Origin of the sequence: Variovorax sp. PBS-H4 (assembly GCF_901827205.1) — a bacterium.
Taxonomy (GTDB): Bacteria; Pseudomonadota; Gammaproteobacteria; order Burkholderiales; family Burkholderiaceae_C; genus Variovorax.
Genome location: NZ_LR594675.1, coordinates 748,302 through 765,558, shown reverse-complemented (window position 1 = coordinate 765,558; position 17,257 = coordinate 748,302). Strand labels below are relative to the sequence as shown.

The window sequence follows — 17,257 nt, the reverse complement described above, 5'->3', positions numbered from 1 at the left end:
TGGCGCCCGGGGCGCGGAAAAAGGAGGGGCACCGCAGTGCCCCTTGCCGTGGCCGGTGAGAGTCAGGATTTCTTGGGCTGCCGGCTGAAGTAGTGGTTGTAGGCCATCTTGAAGTCGACGGTGTAGTCGTTGTACCACTGGCCTGCCCGCTCCGCGAAGGCTCGCTGCGAGTCCAGCACCTTCTTGAACAAGGCGTTCTCCGCCGACTTCTTGGCCACCGTCTTGTCCCACGAGGCGAGTTGCGCCCGCAGGATCGCATCGGGTGTCTTGTAGAACTTGATGCCCGACTTCTTGAGCTCGATGTAGTCCGCCGAATTGCGTTCGATCGCCTTCCAGCTCATGTCGGCACTGGCGGCCTGCACGCCGTATTCGATGATCGCCTTCAGCTCGGGCGGCAGCGCGTTGAGCTTGGCCCGGTTGAACAGGATCTCGAACTGCTCGCCCGACTGGTGGAAGCTCTGCAGCATGCAATTCTTGGCCACGTCCGGGAAGCCGAGCACGCGGTCGCTGGAGGCGTTGTTGAACTCGGCAGCATCGATCAGGCCACGGTCGAGTGCAGGCACGATCTCACCGCCCGGCAACGGATTGACCGCCGAGCCCATGTCGGTGAAGACGTCTACCGCCAGGCCCACCGTGCGGAACTTCAGGCCCTTCATGTCTTCGACCTTGGCGACGGGCTTCTTGAACCAGCCCAGCGGCTGGGTCGGCATGGGACCGTAGAGATAGGAGGCGACATCCAGGTTCAAACCCTTGTAGATCTCTTCCAGAAGCGCCTTGCCGCCGCCGTAGTTGTGCCAGGCGAGCACCATGTTGGCGTCCATCCCGAAGCCTGGACCCGAGCCCCACAGTGCGAGCGCCGAGTTCTTCCCGTACCAGTAGGCGACCACCCCGTGTCCACCATCCAGCGTGCCCTTGGCCACGGCATCCAGCAGCTGGAAGGCCGGTACGACCGAGCCGGCGGGCAGCACCTCGATCTTGAGACGGCTGCCCGCCATGTCGTTCACCTTCTTGGCGAAGTCCTGCGCGTATTCGTGGAAGATATCCTTCGCGGGCCAGGTGCTCTGGAAGCGGAACGAGGTGGTCTGAGCCATGCTGACCATGGGCGCGGACATCGCGCCGGCCGCCACGGCTGCGCCCTTGAGCAGGCTGCGGCGGCGGTTCGGTTGGGTGTCGGTCATTGTGTGTGTCTCCGTAGGTGTGACTGGAAAACCCCAGACTGCCATCTTTGGACATGTGAACAAGCGTGACAAAGAGGGTTTTCACGAACTGGTGAAAAATCATTGATTGCACCGGTGCACACCCCTAGGCACTAACCCTGAAACCCAGCGATGTTGGAAGGAAAGAACCCTCATGACCCAAGCAGTCCAAAGCCCGAAGGGCACGGCCAGCGCACCAGCCGGTGAACAGCAGTCCGTCCGGCCCGCCGAGGGCTACGCCGGCGACGTGCCCCCCGAACTGGCGCACGCGTGGGTGACCCACGGTGACGCCGTGCTGGTCGACGTGCGCAGCGATGCGGAGCGCGAGTGGGTGGGCTATGTCCCTGGCGCCGTCGGCCTGGCCTGGAAGCAGTGGCCGGGAATGGCCCTCAACCCTGGCTTCGACGACGGCCTGCGCGCTGCCGTGCCGCCCGGCAAGAAGGCCGTGCTGCTGTGCCGCAGCGGTGTGCGCTCGATCGCGGCGGCGCGCCGCGCCACCGAGTTGGGCTTCGAGGCGTACAACATCCTGGAGGGCTTCGAGGGCGACACCGACGCCGAGGGCCACCGTGGGCGCAAGGGCGGCTGGCGCCTGCGCGGCCTGCCCTGGAAGCAGAACTAGAGCGCGCGACCGGCACGCGAGAACGCCCGAGGTGCCGTGAGCACGTCGACAAACCCGAAGGATGTTTTCGCGTTTCGCGCGTTGACGGCGCCCCGCCGTCCTTCCTAGCATGCTGCCATCCCGAACAACCCAAAAAGCTCTGGCCCGGCCGGCACCGCTTCAAATGAATGCCCGGATGGCCGTCGCCTTTCCACCCTCATGCTGACCTCGTTTCGTCAAGCCTGCAGTGCCATTGCGTCCAGCGGCGGCGGGCGAGCTCTTCATCCTCCCTCCTGCACGTAGGCAGCAGGCGCGGGCCGTCTGCTCGTCTCGGAACCGGCTGCGCGAGCTGCGCACCGGCCGTCCTCCATGGGCACGTCTGCGTGAGTTTCGCGGCCCTGCGAACCCCGCGCCGCGGACGTGCGCGCATCAATGAATGACAGCATGAACCATCTTTCCCGCCTCGAACCCATCGTTGCCCGGCAGTTGGAGGCACTGGCTCCCATCACCGACAAGGAGGCGCGGTTTCCCCGGCCCGCCGTCGATGCCCTGGCACAGGCCGGCCTGCTGGGCCTCATCAGCAGCAAGGAAGTCGGAGGCATGGGCCTCGGCATGGCGGAGGCCAGCGGGGTCGTCAAGCGACTTGCCGCGACCTGCCCTTCCACCGCGATGGTGGTGGCCATGCACTACTGTGCCGTGGCCGTGCTCGAGCAATGGGGCCCGGAAGCTGTGCGCCGAAACATCGCGGCCGGCGAGCATCTGACGACGCTGGCATTTTCCGAGGCCGAATCGCGCAGTCATTTCTGGGCCCCTGCCGGCACTGCCCGGCGGGAGGGCAGCGATGTCGTCCTCGATGCGCGCAAGAGCTGGATCACGTCCGCGTTCGAAGCAAATTCCTACGTGTGGTCCAGCAAGCCCCTGGCCGCGGACGGCGCCAGCAGCATCTGGCTGGTGGATGCCAGGGCGAAGGGGCTGACACAGCCGGCGCCCTTCGATGGGCTGGGCATGCGCGGCAACGGGTCGTCTCCCGTCACGGCCGAGGGCGTACGCGTTCCGGCCGACCATCGCCTCGGCGAGGATGGCAAGGGCTTCGACATCATGATGGGCACCGTACTGCCCTGGTTCAGCGTGCTGAACGCCTCCGCCTCGTTGGGAATCATGGAAGGCAGCATGTCGCGCGCATGCGGGCACGTTACCCGCACCCGGCATCAGGACTCGGGTGCTTCGCTCGCCGAGTTGCCCACCATCCGTTCGTACCTGGCCCGCGGTCAGATCAAGGCAGACTTGGCGGACTGCCTGCTGCAGGACAGCATCGCCGCCATTGGCGAAAGACGCGCCGACACGATGCTGCGCGTGCTGGAAGTGAAGACAGCCGCAGCCGAAAGCGCGCTGGAAGTGACCGACATCGCGATGCGCGTCTGCGGAGGCGCCGCGTTCCGCAAGGAGGTCGGGGTCGAGCGCCTGTTTCGCGACGCGCGCGCGGCCCACGTCATGGGTCCGACGAGCGACGTGGTCTACGACTTCATCGGCAAGGCCATCACCGGCCAGCCGCTGTTCCCGGGACCATCGGCATGACGGATCGCACATTGGTCATGGGCGCGGTGGCCTATGCGCCGAAGGTGGTTGCCATCTGGGAAGGCTTCAAGGCATATTTCGCAGCGCGTGGACTCGCATTCGACTTCGTCCTGTATTCGAACTACGAAAGGCAGGTCGAGGATCAGTTCAACGGGGTGCTCGACGTGGCCTGGAACTCGCCGCTGGCGTGGGTGCGCGCAGAGCTCATCGCCGAGGCGAAGGGAGCGCGCGTGTCGGCCGTGGCGATGCGAGACACCGATCGCGACCTGAGTTCCGTGCTGGTGGTCCGCGCCGGGCAGGACATCGAGCGCATCGACGATCTGCGCGGCAAGGCCGTCGGATTCGGCGCAGTGGATTCGCCCCAGGCGACACTGATCCCGTCCGATCATCTGCGCCGGGCGGGCCTGGTCGCCGGGCAAGATTTCTCGGCGCGGATCTTCGATGTGGCAGGCGGCAAGCACGGCGACCACGTCGGCGGCGAACTCGATGCGGCGAAAGCGCTGGTGCAGGGCAGCATCGATGCCGCATGGATGATCGACAGCAATCACCTCGCGTTCTCGTCCGACGGCACATTGCCGCAGGGGCAGACCCGCATCCTCGCGCGTACCGAGCCCTTCGACCACTGCAACTTCACCGCCAGCCCGCACGCGCCGCAAGCGGAGGTCGAGCAATTCACCGAGCTGTTGCTGGGCATGCGGTGGAGCGACCCCGCGGTGCGGCCGCTGCTCGAGCTCGAGGGGCTGCGCGAATGGAAGCCCGGCCGCACCACCGGCTATGCCGCGCTACGGCGCGCCGTTCATCACGACAGGTTCTATGACGCTGCCGGACGCATCACCGCAAGCGACTATCGATATTGAATCGCTGGGGCTCGACCAGGGCGCGCAACTGCTCATCAAGCGGGCGCTCGACCGGATCGCGATCGGCGCCACCCTGCGCGTGCAGGGCACCTCGCCGGGTTGGGACGTCCATCTGCTCGCCTGGTGCCGCCAGCACGGGCACGACGTCACTTTCCACGACACGCCTGGCCGGCATGCGCTGGTGACCCGCGGGCCTTTTCAGCAGGGCCGGTGGGAGAACGCGGTGGTGGCAGGGGAAGCAGACGCGCTCGCGCCCGACGACGTCGCGGACCGGGCCTCGCCGTCATGGGGACTCGCGGCGCGCGGCGCGACCGTGGAGGCCGGAAGCCCGGCCTTCGAGTTCCGGCTCTCGGAAAAATCCGATATCTGGGCAGACACGGCGGCCAGCCTCTACCAGCAGGCGCTGGCAGGGCAATGGAATCCAGACACCGCCATCGACTGGGCCGCGGCGAGCGCGCTGCCCGCCGAGATCGAAGATGCGGTGGTCCAGGTGATGACCTACCTGATCGAGAACGAGAACGCCGCTCTGCTGGTTCCCGCGCGCCACCTGGGGCAGGTTCATCCGTACTTCAGGGAAATTGTCCAGCTGCTGGCCATCCAATGCGCCGACGAGGCGCGGCATGTGGAAGTGTTCACCCGCCGCGCGACGCTGCATCGCGCCCAGCCGGCACTGTCGGGTGCCGGCGGCCAGGCATCCTTGAAGACCCTCTTCGAGAGCAGCGATTTCTCGATCAGTGTCTTTCTTCTTTCGGTGCTCGGCGAAGGCAGCTTCGTCAACCTGCTGAACTTCCTGCACGAGAACGCACCGGACCCGGTCACCCGGCAGATCGCGCGGCTGGTGGCCCGAGACGAAGCCCGGCACGTCGCGCTGGGCATGGGTCACCTCGAATACCGGCTGTCGCGGCAGCCAGGCTTTCATTCCGCGCTGCAAGCGGCAATTCGCCAGCGCCACGACGATCTGGCGGCGACGGCGGGTCTGAACGAGGAGGTGTTCGACGCACTGGTGCTGCTGGCGGCCGGGCGGTCCGACGCGACCTCCGTTCGGTCCGGCTTCGCCCGGGTGCAGGAACTGAAACGCGAAATGGCGTCAGGCCGCAAGGCACGTCTGGTGCGGCTCGGCTTCGCGTCCCGCGAGGCGGAAGAACTGTCCGCCCTGCATACGCGCAATTTCATGTGAGCCGATCGAACGTCCTTCAGCCGCCGTGGGCGGCGGAGCCGCCCGGCTGCCGTGCGTTCACTTCAGGGGCGGAATCCGCAGCTTCTGGCCCGGATAGATCTTGTCCGGATGGCTCAGCATCGGCTTGTTGGCCTCGAAGATCGCGTTGTATTTGTTGGCGTCGCCGTAGTACTTCTTGGAAATCGCCGAGAGTGTGTCGCCCTTCACCACGTCGTGGTACTGCGCCGGGTCGGCCGCGGGCGCGACGAGCTGGTTGTCGACCTTCGTGACGTTGGCGACGTTGCCCGCGGCCAGCGTGGCTTTCTCGCTCGCCTCCTGCGAGGGTGCGTTGCCCTTGAGCGTGACCAGGCCCTCGGCAGCGACGTATGCCACCTCGAGGTTGGTGAGGCCGAGGTTCTGCGTCTCGATGTAGGTCTTGATGGCGTCGCCCGCTGTCTTGTTGGCATCTGGCTCGGCGGCGTGGGCGGACGAGCCGCCGAAGAGCTTCTCTCCTGCCTCCTTGATGAAACTGAGCAATCCCATGGGTTTCTCCTGTGTGCCTTGGTTGAGGGAGGCCCACTCTAACGGCTGCCTGCGACGGCGAAACGTAGGCGGGCGTCGCGATTGCAAGCAGCTGTCAGGACAAGCCGCAATAATGCCGCGCATGGCATTCCTCGCGATCGACATCGGCAACACCCGGCTCAAGTGGTCGCTCTACGACGCAGCCAGGCCGGGTGCATCGCTGCTGTCGCACGGTGCCGAGTTCCTCGATCACATCGAACGGCTGGCCGACGGCCCCTGGGCCGAGTTGCCCGGGCCCTCGTCGATGCTGGGCTGCGCAGTGGCCGGCGACGCCGTGCGGCGGCGCGCCGAAGAACAGGTGGTCGAGCGCTTCGACTGCTCGCCGCGCTGGGTGGTGTCGAGCGCGGCGGAGGCCGGGATCGTCAACGGCTACGACCATCCCACGCGCCTGGGGGCCGACCGCTGGGTCGCGATGATCGGCGCGCGCCACCGCATGCTCACCCAGGGCCCGGCGCGCCCGATGGTGGTGGTGATGATCGGCACTGCCGTCACGGTGGAGGCGGTGGACGTCCACGGCAAGTTCCTCGGCGGCCTGATCCTGCCGGGCCACGGCATCATGCTGCGGGCCCTCGAGTCGGGCACGGCGGGCCTGCACGTGCCCACCGGCGACGTGCGGGAGTTCCCCACCAACACCAGCGACGCGCTGACCAGCGGCGGCACCTATGCCATCGCCGGGGCGGTGGAGCGCATGGTGCAGCATGTCCGCGCGCACTGCGGGGCCGAGCCGGCCTGCTACATGACCGGCGGCGCGGCATGGAAGATGGCGCCGAGCATGAACGGGAACTTCGAGCTGGTGGACAGCCTGATCATGGATGGGCTGCTGGTGATCGCACAGGAGCGCCTGCTGGCGTCCTGACTGTCCTGGAGCCGCGAGTGCCACGCCTGTTCGCTGCCGCGCTGCTTGCCTCGGTGCTCGCCCTCGGCGCCTGCACCGTTCCGGCGCCGCGCAGCGCCACCTCCCCGCCCACCCGGCCGGCGAGCTGGGGCCCGCCCGAGGTGCTGGTGGCGCCCTCCTCCTTCTCCGGCGTCCACGGCCTGGCGATCGACCGCCAGGGCCGCCTGCTGGCAGGCACGGTGGTCGGCAGCCAGCTGTGGGTCGTCGACCGCGCAACCGGCGCCGCGCGCGTTTTGATCGACGCGCCCGAGGGCCAGGCCGACGACATCGCGGTCGGCCCCAGGGGCGAGCTCGCCTGGACCAACTACCTGACGGGCAGGATCCGCCTGCGCGAGCACGACGGTGCGCCGATGCGCGTGCTCGCCAAGGACCTGCCGGGCATCAACTCACTCGATTTCGACCGCCGCAACGGCAAGCTCTATGCCTCGCAGGTCTTCCTCGGCGACGCGCTGTGGGAGATCGATACCGCCGGCCAGAAGCCCCCGCGGCTGATCAGCAAGGACATGGGCGGCTTCAACGGCTTCGAGGTCGGGCCGGACGGCCTGCTCTACGGCCCGTTGTGGTTCAAGGGCCAGGTCGTGAAGATCGATCCGGCCGACGGCCGACTCACGGTGATTGCCGAGGGCTTCCAGGTCCCGGCTGCGGCCAACCTGGACGGCAAGGGCAATCTCTGGGTGGTCGACGCCCGCAGCGGCGAGCTGGTGCGCGTCGAGCTCGCCAGCGGGCGCAAGACGGTCGCGAAGCGGTTCAAGCCATCGCTCGACAACCTCGCGATCTCGCCCGAAGGAACGATCTACGTCTCGAACATGGCCGACAACTCGATCGAGGCTTTCGAGCCCGCGACCGGCACCTCGCGCCTGCTGACCGGCGGCAAGCTCGCGGTGCCGGCCGGCCTCAAGATCGATGGCGATGCGCTTTTCGTGGCCGACGTCTTCGGCTTTCGCCAGGTCGATGCGCAGACCGGCGAGGTCCGCGACATCTTCCGCATGCAGCGCGATCCGGCGCTCGAGTACCCCTTCGGCGTGGGACTGTCGGCCTCGCGGATCGCGCTGTCGTCCTGGTTCACCGGCTCGGTGCAGCTGGTGGACCGCAAGACCTTCGAGACCACGGCCGTGCTGCACGGCCTCAAGGCCCCGGTGGATGCGATCCCCATGCCCGACGGCAGCCTGCTCTATGCCGAGATCGCCACCGGCAGCGTGACCCGCGCGAGCGGCCCGAAGTTCGAGACCCGGGAGGTGATCGCCAGTGGCCTCGGCGGGCCGGTGCAAATGGTGCTCGGCCGAGACGGCGCGCTCTACCTGACGGAGGCCGCTGGCAAGCTCACACGCATTCCGCTGGACGCCAGCGCGCCGCTGCGCGTCGTCGCCAACAGCCTCGCGCTGCCCGAAGGCCTGGCCCAGACGCCCTGGGGCAGCTTCATCGTCGCGGAGAGTGCGGCACGGCGGCTGGTGGAGATCGACCCGGCGAACGGCACGCGCCGCACGGTTGCCGAGAACCTGCCGATCGGCCTGCCCGGCGGTCCGGGCCTGCCGCCCTCCTATGTGCCGACGGGCGTGGCGGTGGGTGCCGACGGCACCATCTACCTTTCGGCCGATCGCAACAACGGGCTCTATCGGATCCGGCCGCAGCGCTGACAGGGAAACCCACCCCGCTACGTGGAAGTCCGTACAGTACCGGTCAGCCAGCAGTCAGGCTCCCCCGACGACCCTCGTAAGGTTCACAACGAGGATCGAGACAATGCGTATCAAGAGTCAGGCTGACTTCTATTCGGGAGTCATGTTCACGGTGGTTGGAGGGGGCTTCGCCATCGGCTCCACCAGCTACACCATCGGAGACGGCGCCCGCATGGGCCCCGGCTATTTCCCCCTCATGCTGGGTATCCTGCTGGCCATCCTGGGCGCAGCCATCATGTTCCAGGCCCTGGTGATCGAAACAGCCGACGGCGAGAAGATCGGCAAGTGGGCGTGGAAGCCGCTCGCCTTCGTGCTCGGCGCCAACCTCGCCTTCGGCGTGCTGCTCGGCGGCCTGCCCTCCATCGGCCTGCCGGCCATGGGCATGATCATCGCGATCTACGCGCTGACGATCATCTCCAGCCTGGCCGGGACGCAATTCAAGCTGCGCGACGTGCTGGTCCTCGCCACCATCCTGGCGGCAGGCAGCTACGTGGCCTTCATCTGGGCGCTCAAGCTGCAGATCCAGGTCTGGCCAACTTTCATTTCGGGCTGAGGGCAAGAACGTCATGGACCTGATCCACAACCTGGCGACCGGCTTCGGCGTCGCCTTCACCCTCACCAACCTGCTGTATTGCCTGATCGGGTGCGTGCTCGGCACGCTGATCGGCGTGCTGCCCGGCATCGGCCCGGTGGCGACCATCGCCATGCTGCTGCCGGCCACCTACGCGTTGCCGCCCGTGTCGGCGCTGATCATGCTCGCGGGCATCTACTACGGGGCGCAATACGGCGGCTCCACCACCGCCATCCTGGTCAATCTGCCGGGCGAATCGTCCTCGGTGGTGACCTGTATCGACGGCTACCAGATGGCGCGCCAGGGACGCGCGGGGCCCGCGCTCGCCGCAGCCGGGCTGGGTTCCTTCTTCGCAGGCTGTGTCGGCACGCTGATCCTGGCGGCCTTTGCCCCGCCGCTGACCGAACTCGCCTTCAAGTTCGGCCCGGCCGAGTACTTCTCGCTGATGATCCTGGGCCTGATCGGCGCCGTGGTGCTGGCATCCGGCTCGCTGCTCAAGGCCGTGGCGATGATCGTGCTGGGCCTGCTGCTGGGTATTGTCGGCACCGACGTGAACTCCGGCGTGGCGCGATTCAGCTTCGACATTCCCGAGTTGACCGACGGCATCGGCTTCGTGGTGATCGCCATGGGCGTGTTCGGCTACGGCGAAATCATCGGCAACCTCTCGCAACCCGACGACGAGCGCGAAGTGTTCACCTCCAAGGTCAAGGGCCTGTGGCCGACCAAGGAAGACTTCAAGAACATGGCGCCCGCGGTGCTGCGCGGCACCACGCTGGGCTCGGCGCTGGGCATCCTGCCCGGCGGCGGCGCGCTGCTGGCGGCCTTCGCGGCCTATGCGCTCGAGAAGAAGATCAAGATGCGCCCTGGCGAGATCGCCTTCGGCAAGGGCAACATCCGCGGCGTGGCCTCGCCCGAGTCGGCCAACAACGCCGGCGCGCAGACCTCCTTCATCCCGCTGCTGACGCTGGGCATCCCGCCCAACGCTGTGATGGCGCTGATGGTGGGTGCGATGACCATCCACAACATCCAGCCCGGCCCGCAGGTGATGACCAGCAACCCCGAGCTCTTCTGGGGCCTGATCGCCTCCATGTGGCTGGGCAACGCCATGCTGATCATCCTGAACCTGCCGCTGATCGGCATGTGGATCAAGCTGCTGACGGTGCCCTACAAGTTCCTGTTCCCCGCCATCGTGCTGTTCTGCGCGATCGGCGTGTACTCGACCAACAACAACACCTTCGATGTCTGGATGGTCGCGATCTTCGGCTTCATCGGCTATCTCTTCCTCAAGCTGCGCACCGAGCCGGCGCCGCTGCTCCTGGGCTTCATCCTGGGGCCGATGATGGAAGAGAACCTGCGGCGCGCGCTGCTGCTGTCGCGCGGGACCTGGAGCGTGTTCGTGTCGCGGCCGCTGTCGGCCGGGCTGCTGGTGGCGGCGCTGCTGCTGCTGGGTATCGTGCTGCTGCCTTCGATCAAGGCGAAGCGGGAAGAAGCCTTCGTGGAGGACTGACCGAGCCTGCACCCCAGGAAGGCCGCCCTCGGGCGGCCTTTTTGTTGGGCGGCTCCTGGCCCTCCAGTCCCAGCAGTTCCAGGGCCAGTCCATGCGTGCGCGAACCTGGGTTCGCGAGCTCGTTCAACACGTCCATGTGGTTGCGCCCGGGCACGCGTTCCGCTGCAATGACGTGCCGGCCCCAGGCGCGTTCGATCAGCTCGGCTTGGCGGAGGAACTCCTCGCTTTCGCCGCCGCCCACCACCGTCGCCAGCAAACCCTGCAGAGGCGCCGGCATGGCCGCGGGGCTCAGCCGCAGCGCGGACGCCGCGCTCAAGCCGATGTCGGCGCCAAGGAAGGGCGCATGCCGCAGCGGCTCGAGCTGGTACAGGCCCGAGATCGAGAGCACCGCCTTCACTAGGTCCGCGGGCAAGTCCGGCGCGACGGCTTTCCAATCGCAGGCCAGCAGCATCGTCGCGAGATGCCCGCCCGCGGAATGGCCTGCCACCACGATGCGGGCCGGATCGCCGCCATGCACCCGCGCATTCCTGAACACCCAGGCGACCGCCCGCACCAGCTGCAGGACGATGTGCTCGATCGTGACCGCCGGGCACAACGCATAGTTGGCCAGCACGACCATTGCGCCCGCGTCGGCGAAGGGCGGCGCCACGAAGCTCTGGTCGCGCTTGTCGAGCGCACGCCAATAGCCGCCGTGGATGTAGACCAGCACGGGCGCCTCAGGCCGGGCGGCGGGCAGCACATCGAGGCGCTCGCTGGCGTCGTCCCCGTAGGCGAGATCGAGCACCCAGCCGCGGCGCGCGTAGGCACGCGCCGAGGCCTCGGCCCAGTGCTGCAGGATCGAGGGGTGTTCAGGAATGCGCGCGCGATTGTTGTACTGGGCGTCGTACCACGCAGGGGATCGGATGTCTTCGGCCATGTTCAGGCGGAACTCCGGCAGAACTTCGGCCGCATTCAGCGCTGCCTGGCCGCTCTCGCCGCCGGCACGCGTGCGCCGTTCGGCTTCGGCCGGCCGCGCGGCGCCGGCTTCTGCTCCGACTCGCGCAGTGCTGCGTCGATCAGCGCATCGGCCATCCACAGCGCGGTGCGCTCGACCTCGCGATCGCCCAGGCCCCAGATGTCCTTCAGGATGACGTAGGGCTCGATGCCATAGACCACCGACAGGGCATGGTGCAGCCGCTTGCGCACGGCCGGCCGCAGCTGCGGCACCAGCGGCTCGATCGCATGCTCGAGGATGCGCACGCGGTGGCCGCGCCGGTACGGCTCTTCTTCGAGCAGCCCGGCGCGCTCCAGTCCCCACTGCTCGAGCGACAGCTGCGCCGCGGCGCGCAGCTGGGCCTCGAATTCCTTGAAGCGCGGGAAGGTCTGCTGGAACAGCTCGTGCACCCGCTCGCGGCCGCTCGGGTTGTCGGAGGCCAGCTTGCGCACCGGTCCCAGCGAGCTGTCGATGACCGCCGTGACCAGCGCACTGCGGCTCGGGAAGTAGCGATACGCCGTGGCGCGCGAGACCTTCGAGCGCGCTGCCGCCTCCGCCACCGAAGGGATGTGGCCGCTCTGCCGGATGATGTCCATGGCGGTGTCGAGCAGCAGCTTGAAGGTCGCCGCCTTGACGCCGCGCTCGGGGGGCAATGGCGGTTCGCTCAGCTTGTGCTTCAGTCGCGTCATGGGGTTTGTACGGAGTGCGGAAGGGGTTCGTCTTGCTTGTGGAGTGCCGAGCTCGGCACGTATGATGCACCGGTCCCGATTTGAGACGCAAGTCTCAAAAACGACAGTTCCCAGTTCCCTGATCTCGAGGCGGCGCGGCGCGAGCGGCGCATGACACGCGAGACAAGACGGAGACAACGGCGATGCGCTTTGCAAGCTGGAGTTGGGGTGGCCGCGACTACGCGGGCATGGTCTCGGCCGATGGCCGCGAGGCCACGCCGCTGGGCGTGCGCGACGCATCGCTCGGCGTGCTCCCCTTGATCCAGGCGCTGGCGCACGACGAACCCTTGCCCTCCCCCAGCGGCGCCCGGCTGCCGGTCGAAGTCCTCACGCTGCGCGCGCCGCTGCCGCGCCCGCTGCGCAGCCTGTTCTGCGTCGGCCGCAACTACCGCGCGCATGCGAGCGAGCTCGCCGGCACCGTGTTCCGCGAGTCCATGCCGCAGAGCGACCCCTGGCCCATCGTCTTCGGCAAGCTGGGCGAATGCGTGATCGGCCCGCGCGACGTGGTGCGCCTTCCCTCGCCTGCCACCTCGGTGCAGATCGACTACGAGTCGGAGCTCGCGGTGGTCATCGGCCGCGGCGGGCGCGACATTGCACGTTCGCGCGCGATGGACCACGTGTTCGGCTACACGGTGGTCAACGACGTGACCGCACGCGACGTCCAGATGCGCCACCAGCAATGGGATCTCGGCAAGAGCTTCGACGGCTTCTGCCCGATGGGCCCCTGGATCGTGACCGCGGAGGAGCTCGACGGCTGCGCCACGCGCGTGCGCGGCTGGGTCAACGGCGCGCTGCGCCAGGACGGCCAGACGCGGGACATGATCTTCGACATTCCCACACTGATCGAGACCTGCTCGCGCGGCATCACGCTCTACCCGGGCGACGTGATCGCGACCGGCACCCCGGCCGGCGTGGGCATGGGGCAGACGCCGCCGCAGTGGCTGAAGTCCGGCGACGTGGTGCGCATCGAGATCGATGGCGTGGGCGTCATCGAGAACCAGTTCGAATAAGCCGAGTGAAGATGCCATTCCATGTGATCGACCGTGTCGCGGTGGAAGAAGAAGGCGAAGGCCCGGCCGTGGTGTGCGTGCATGGCCTCGGCGGCAGCTCCAACAGCTTCACCCCGTTGATGCCGGCGCTGGCGCGGCACCGCGTGTTGCGGGTGGACCTGCCCGGCAGCGGGCGTTCGCAGCGGGCCGAGGGCGAGCTTTCGATCGAGCGCTATGTCGACGTGCTGCTGCGCATCTGCGAGCGCCTGGGCGTCGCGCGCGCCCACTGGGTGGGGCATTCGATGGGCACCATCGTCTGCCAGCACATCGCGGCCGCCCACCCGAAGCTGGCGGCGAGCATCGCGCTCTTCGGCCCGCTGGTCGCGCCGCCGGACGCTGCGCGCACGGCGATGAAGGCACGCGCTGCCAAGGCCCGCGAAGGCGCCGGCGGCATGCACGAGATCACGCAAGGCCTGCTGCAGGCTGCCATCTCCGCCGACACCCGCCAGCGCCTGCCGCTCGCCGTGGCCTTCGTGCGCGAGAGCCTGATGCGGCAGGAAGGCGAGGCTTACGCGCGCAGTTGCGAGGCGCTGGCCGGCGCCCAGGCCGCGGCCCTGGAACGCATCGAGGCGCCGGTGCTGCTGGTCACCGGCGACGAGGACGGCGTGGCGCCGCCCCAGTCGGTGCGCGCCATGGCCGACCGGCTGCACGGCGCGGCGCGCAAGCGCGTGGTGGTGCTGTCGCGCTGCGGCCACTGGACCCCGATCGAGCGTCCCGACGAATGCCAGCGCGAGCTGCGCGACTTCCTGGCCGCGAACGCGAGGAGCTGAAACCATGGCCGACGTCCTGTTCACCAATGTCCGCGTGTTCGACGGCGGCGGCGAGGCACCCTTCACCGGCGACGTGCTGGTCCAGGGCAACCGCATCGCGCGGGTCGTGAAAACGGGCTACGGACAGCGCGCGGCGCCGGTGATGGGCGCGCACACGATCGACGGCGCCGGCGCGTTCCTGATGCCCGGCATGGTGGAGGCGCACACGCATTTCTCGTGGAACGACCAGCCCAGCCTGGATGCCATCCAGCGCATGCCGCCGGAGGAGCACATCCTGTGGTGCGCCGAGGTGGCGAAGCGCTACCTCGACATGGGCTGGACCAGTTGCGTCGGCGCTGCTGCAGCCAAGCCGCGGCTGGACGTGGTGATCCGCAACGCCATTGCCGACGGCACCATCATCGGGCCGCGCTATTTGGCCGCGAGCCAGGAGATCACCGTGCCGGGCGGCCTCGGAGACACGACCCAGCCCCACCTGCCGCAGCCCGAGTTCGCCTTCGGTGCCGTGGTCAGCGGCGCCGAGGAGATGCGCCGCTGCGTGCGCATGTTCGCCAAGTACGGCGTGGACTCGCTGAAGATCAACCTGTCGGGCGAATCCATCACCGGCATGGCCAGCGAGATGAGCCAGTTCACCGAGGAAGAGATTACCGTGTGCGTGCAGGAGGCCAAGGCCTGGGGCAAGCGGGTGGCCGCGCATGCGCGCTCGACCTGGTCGATCAAGCAGTGCGTCAAGCAGGGCATCGAGGTGATCTACCACGCCAGCTTCACTGACGAAGAGGCGCTGGACATGCTGGAGGCGCACAAGTTCGAGCACTTCATCGCGCCCGGCCTGGCCTGGCTGATCAACACCTGCCACCACGCCAGCGAATGGGGACTGACGCCCGAGGTGACGCGGCGCATGGGCTACCACCGCGAACTCGAGGCCGCCGTCGAGAGCATGCGCGCGATGCGCAGGCGCGGCATCCGCATCCTGCCGGGCGGCGACTACGGCTTCGCGTGGACACCGCACGGCACCAACGCCAAGGACCTGGAGTACTTCGTCAAGTACGTGGGCATGAGCACCATGGAGGCGCTGCTGTCGGCCACGGCGTGGGGCGCGCCGATGATGCGCATGGGCAAGGTGCTGGGCCATGTGCGCGAAGGCTACCTGGCCGACCTGCTGCTGATCGACGGCGATCCGCTGGCGGACATCACGGTGCTGCAGGACAAGGCGCGCATCCTCGCGGTGATGAAGGACGGCGAGTTCCACCGTGCGCCGCCGGTGCGGCGTGCGCACATGACGCGCTGGGCAGCCTGAGGGAGAAACACATGAGCGATGTCGTCTTCACCAACGTCCGCATCCTCGACGGTACGGGCCAGAACCCCTACAACGGCAGCGTGCTGGTGCGCGGCAACCGCATCCGCCAGGTGGGCCGCAGCACCGCGCCCATTGCACCGGGCGGCGCGATGGTGGTCGACGGCGCCGGCGCCACGCTGATGCCGGGCATGTGCGAGGCCCACACGCACTTCTCGTGGAACGACGCGGCCACGCTGTCGGCAATCCAGCGCATGCCTTTGGAAGAGCACGTCCTGTGGTGCGCCAAGGTCGCCAGGCGCTACCTCGAGGCCGGCTTCACCTCCTGCGTCGGCGCCGCCTGCGCCAAGCCGCGGCTGGACGTGGTGATCCGCAACGCCATCAACGCTGGCCAGATCCCCGGCCCGCGCTACCTGGCGGCAAGCCAGGAGATCACCGTGCCTGGCGGCCTCGGCGACGAGACCCTGCCGCACCTGCCCTTCCCCGAGTTCAGTTTCGGCGTCAACGTCAATTGTGCGGACGAGATGCGCAAGGTCGTGCGCATGTTCCTCAAGTACGGTGTCGATTCGATCAAGCTCAACCTCTCGGGCGACAACTTCACGCCCGACTCGCCGGCCGACACCACCTGGATGAGCGACGCCGAAGTGGCCGCCGCCATGGAGGAGGTGCGAGTGCGCGGCAAGCGCGGCACAGCGCATGCGCGCTCGGCCGCCTCCATCAAGCAGGCGCTGCGCCACGGCATCGAGGTGATCTACCACGCCAGCTTCACCGACGAGGAGACGCTCGACATGCTCGAGGCGGCCAGGGACCGCATCTTCGTCGCGCCCGGCATCGCCATCCTCTATGCGATGCTGCACGAGGCCGAGGCTTACGGCATCACGCACGACAAGGCGGTGGCGATGGGCTACCAGGTCGAATGGGACGCGGCGCTCGAATCGCTCAAGGCGATGCACCGGCGCGGCGTGCGCATCCTGCCCGGCGGGGACTACGGCTTCGCCTTCACGCCGCATTGCCAGAACGCGCGCGACCTGGAGTTCTTCGTGCGCTACCTTGGCTTCACGCCGATGGAGGCGATCCGCTGCGCCACGCTCTACGGCGGCCAGATCATGAAGCGCGGCAACGAGCTCGGCACCATCCAGGACGGCTACCTGGCCGACCTGCTGCTGGTCGACGGCGACCCGCTGGCCAACCTCTCGATCTTGCGTGACCCGAAGCGCATCCTGGCGGTGATGAAGGACGGGGAGTTTGCCAAGGCGCCGGAAGTCGCTTCTCAGCGGGCGTGGGAGCACGCTGCATGAGACTTGGGCGCCTGTTTTGGCGGTGTGGTCGTTGTGAGGCTGGAGCCGGGATGTCGTCCCGGCAGCCGAGTCACTTTCTTTTGCTTCGCCAAAAGAAAGTAACCAAAGAAAAGGCGACCCCACTGCGCGTGACCCTGCGCTTCGCTACGGGCAACCTGCGGTGCTCGCTTCAGGCGGGGTCCGCGCAAACTCGCTTCGCTCAAACACGCGCGGCCCTTTTTCCGCCTGAAGCTGCGCTCCTCGGCACGCGCAGAGGGGAGTGGGACGAGCCATTGCTTCGCTCGGCCGCCAACGGCCTCGCTGCGCGAGGCCTGGGACAGGTGCTTGCGTGTGCGCTCGCACGTGAGCACGAGCACGAGCACGAGCACGAGCACGAGCACGAGCACGAGCACGAGCACGAGCACGAGCACGAGCACGAGCACGAGCACGAGCACGAGCACGAGCATGGACATGTGCCTGAGCGTGTACGTGTGCGTGTGCGTGTGCGCGAGTGTCAGCGTGAGCGAGGACCAAGGTCTCACGCCAAGTTGCAAACCAC

17 protein-coding genes are annotated in these 17,257 nt (G+C 67.8%); 12 read left to right on the top strand and 5 right to left on the bottom strand.

The window, feature by feature from the left end:
* Positions 1-62: 62 nt before the first annotated feature.
* On the bottom strand, positions 63-1,178 hold the full coding sequence (locus E5CHR_RS03660) for a TRAP transporter substrate-binding protein (protein WP_162578421.1): 1,116 nt from the start codon (positions 1,176-1,178) through the stop codon (positions 63-65).
* A gap of 172 nt (positions 1,179-1,350) precedes the next feature.
* Here E5CHR_RS03660 and E5CHR_RS03655 point away from each other — a divergent pair, with 172 nt between their 5' ends.
* From E5CHR_RS03655 to E5CHR_RS03640, 4 genes are all read left to right on the top strand, one after another.
* On the top strand, positions 1,351-1,815 hold the full coding sequence (locus tag E5CHR_RS03655) for a rhodanese-like domain-containing protein (RefSeq protein WP_162578420.1): 465 nt from the start codon (positions 1,351-1,353) through the stop codon (positions 1,813-1,815).
* Positions 1,816-2,238: 423 nt separating this feature from the next.
* Positions 2,239-3,369, top strand: coding sequence for an acyl-CoA dehydrogenase family protein (locus tag E5CHR_RS03650; RefSeq protein ID WP_162578419.1), 1,131 nt, complete (start codon positions 2,239-2,241; stop codon positions 3,367-3,369).
* Positions 3,366-4,226 (top strand): phosphate/phosphite/phosphonate ABC transporter substrate-binding protein, encoded by an 861-nt coding sequence (locus E5CHR_RS03645; protein WP_174255687.1) that lies wholly within the window; start codon positions 3,366-3,368, stop codon positions 4,224-4,226. Before E5CHR_RS03650 ends, E5CHR_RS03645 begins: the two co-directional genes overlap by 4 nt.
* Entirely contained in the window at positions 4,183-5,403 is a 1,221-nt protein-coding gene (locus E5CHR_RS03640) for a ferritin-like domain-containing protein (protein ID WP_162578418.1), read from the top strand. Before E5CHR_RS03645 ends, E5CHR_RS03640 begins: the two co-directional genes overlap by 44 nt.
* Positions 5,404-5,460: 57 nt before the next feature.
* Here E5CHR_RS03640 and lysM read toward each other — a convergent pair whose 3' ends face one another.
* Complete coding sequence (lysM, locus tag E5CHR_RS03635; RefSeq protein ID WP_162578417.1) at positions 5,461-5,925, bottom strand: peptidoglycan-binding protein LysM; 465 nt, start codon at positions 5,923-5,925, stop codon at positions 5,461-5,463.
* A gap of 121 nt (positions 5,926-6,046) precedes the next feature.
* Here lysM and E5CHR_RS03630 point away from each other — a divergent pair, with 121 nt between their 5' ends.
* The 4 genes from E5CHR_RS03630 to E5CHR_RS03615 all read left to right on the top strand — a co-directional run bounded on the left by E5CHR_RS03630 (position 6,047) and on the right by E5CHR_RS03615 (position 10,610).
* A complete protein-coding gene (locus tag E5CHR_RS03630; protein WP_162578416.1) occupies positions 6,047-6,820 on the top strand; it encodes a type III pantothenate kinase in 774 nt (257 codons plus the stop codon).
* A gap of 17 nt (positions 6,821-6,837) precedes the next feature.
* The gene (locus E5CHR_RS03625; protein ID WP_162578415.1) at positions 6,838-8,493 is read left to right on the top strand and encodes a Vgb family protein; all 1,656 of its coding nucleotides are present in this window, start codon (positions 6,838-6,840) and stop codon (positions 8,491-8,493) included.
* 103 nt (positions 8,494-8,596) lie between these two features.
* Complete coding sequence (locus E5CHR_RS03620; RefSeq protein WP_162578414.1) at positions 8,597-9,085, top strand: tripartite tricarboxylate transporter TctB family protein; 489 nt, start codon at positions 8,597-8,599, stop codon at positions 9,083-9,085.
* A 13-nt stretch (positions 9,086-9,098) separates the two neighbouring features.
* Positions 9,099-10,610: a tripartite tricarboxylate transporter permease gene (locus E5CHR_RS03615; RefSeq protein WP_162578413.1), complete on the top strand. Its 1,512-nt coding sequence runs from the start codon at positions 9,099-9,101 to the stop codon at positions 10,608-10,610.
* Here E5CHR_RS03615 and E5CHR_RS03610 read toward each other — a convergent pair.
* Positions 10,573-11,526 (bottom strand): alpha/beta hydrolase, encoded by a 954-nt coding sequence (locus E5CHR_RS03610; RefSeq protein WP_162578412.1) that lies wholly within the window; start codon positions 11,524-11,526, stop codon positions 10,573-10,575. The genes E5CHR_RS03615 and E5CHR_RS03610 overlap by 38 nt on opposite strands.
* 35 nt (positions 11,527-11,561) lie before the next feature.
* The gene (locus tag E5CHR_RS03605) at positions 11,562-12,272 is read right to left on the bottom strand and encodes a TetR/AcrR family transcriptional regulator (RefSeq protein WP_162578411.1); all 711 of its coding nucleotides are present in this window, start codon (positions 12,270-12,272) and stop codon (positions 11,562-11,564) included.
* Positions 12,273-12,454: 182 nt separating this feature from the next.
* On the opposite strand from E5CHR_RS03605, the gene E5CHR_RS03600 reads away from it, so the two are divergent.
* The 4 genes from E5CHR_RS03600 to E5CHR_RS03585 are packed head-to-tail and all read left to right on the top strand — an operon-like array spanning position 12,455 to position 16,719.
* Positions 12,455-13,321 (top strand): fumarylacetoacetate hydrolase family protein, encoded by an 867-nt coding sequence (locus tag E5CHR_RS03600; protein WP_162578410.1) that lies wholly within the window; start codon positions 12,455-12,457, stop codon positions 13,319-13,321.
* A gap of 11 nt (positions 13,322-13,332) precedes the next feature.
* The gene (locus tag E5CHR_RS03595) at positions 13,333-14,130 is read left to right on the top strand and encodes an alpha/beta fold hydrolase (RefSeq protein WP_162583547.1); all 798 of its coding nucleotides are present in this window, start codon (positions 13,333-13,335) and stop codon (positions 14,128-14,130) included.
* Between the two features lie 4 nt (positions 14,131-14,134).
* On the top strand, positions 14,135-15,424 hold the full coding sequence (locus E5CHR_RS03590) for a metal-dependent hydrolase family protein (protein WP_162578409.1): 1,290 nt from the start codon (positions 14,135-14,137) through the stop codon (positions 15,422-15,424).
* Between the two features lie 11 nt (positions 15,425-15,435).
* A complete protein-coding gene (locus tag E5CHR_RS03585; RefSeq protein ID WP_162578408.1) occupies positions 15,436-16,719 on the top strand; it encodes a metal-dependent hydrolase family protein in 1,284 nt (427 codons plus the stop codon).
* Here E5CHR_RS03585 and E5CHR_RS03580 read toward each other — a convergent pair.
* Positions 16,692-17,171, bottom strand: a complete 480-nt coding sequence (locus tag E5CHR_RS03580; RefSeq protein WP_174255686.1) for a hypothetical protein — start codon at positions 17,169-17,171, stop codon at positions 16,692-16,694. The genes E5CHR_RS03585 and E5CHR_RS03580 overlap by 28 nt on opposite strands.
* Between the last annotated feature and the right edge of the window lie 86 nt (positions 17,172-17,257).

Coding starts and splice junctions, on each gene's coding strand:
- E5CHR_RS03580 (WP_174255686.1), bottom strand. CDS start 17,171: ATGTCCATGCTCGTGCTCGTGCTCGTGCTCGTGCTCGTGCTCGTGCTC.
- E5CHR_RS03605 (WP_162578411.1), bottom strand. CDS start 12,272: ATGACGCGACTGAAGCACAAGCTGAGCGAACCGCCATTGCCCCCCGAG.
- E5CHR_RS03600 (WP_162578410.1), top strand. CDS start 12,455: ATGCGCTTTGCAAGCTGGAGTTGGGGTGGCCGCGACTACGCGGGCATG.
- E5CHR_RS03640 (WP_162578418.1), top strand. CDS start 4,183: ATGACGCTGCCGGACGCATCACCGCAAGCGACTATCGATATTGAATCG.
- E5CHR_RS03620 (WP_162578414.1), top strand. CDS start 8,597: ATGCGTATCAAGAGTCAGGCTGACTTCTATTCGGGAGTCATGTTCACG.
- E5CHR_RS03650 (WP_162578419.1), top strand. CDS start 2,239: ATGAACCATCTTTCCCGCCTCGAACCCATCGTTGCCCGGCAGTTGGAG.
- E5CHR_RS03660 (WP_162578421.1), bottom strand. CDS start 1,178: ATGACCGACACCCAACCGAACCGCCGCCGCAGCCTGCTCAAGGGCGCA.
- E5CHR_RS03615 (WP_162578413.1), top strand. CDS start 9,099: ATGGACCTGATCCACAACCTGGCGACCGGCTTCGGCGTCGCCTTCACC.
- E5CHR_RS03655 (WP_162578420.1), top strand. CDS start 1,351: ATGACCCAAGCAGTCCAAAGCCCGAAGGGCACGGCCAGCGCACCAGCC.
- lysM (WP_162578417.1), bottom strand. CDS start 5,925: ATGGGATTGCTCAGTTTCATCAAGGAGGCAGGAGAGAAGCTCTTCGGC.
- E5CHR_RS03645 (WP_174255687.1), top strand. CDS start 3,366: ATGACGGATCGCACATTGGTCATGGGCGCGGTGGCCTATGCGCCGAAG.
- E5CHR_RS03585 (WP_162578408.1), top strand. CDS start 15,436: ATGAGCGATGTCGTCTTCACCAACGTCCGCATCCTCGACGGTACGGGC.
- E5CHR_RS03610 (WP_162578412.1), bottom strand. CDS start 11,526: ATGGCCGAAGACATCCGATCCCCTGCGTGGTACGACGCCCAGTACAAC.
- E5CHR_RS03630 (WP_162578416.1), top strand. CDS start 6,047: ATGGCATTCCTCGCGATCGACATCGGCAACACCCGGCTCAAGTGGTCG.
- E5CHR_RS03590 (WP_162578409.1), top strand. CDS start 14,135: ATGGCCGACGTCCTGTTCACCAATGTCCGCGTGTTCGACGGCGGCGGC.
- E5CHR_RS03595 (WP_162583547.1), top strand. CDS start 13,333: ATGCCATTCCATGTGATCGACCGTGTCGCGGTGGAAGAAGAAGGCGAA.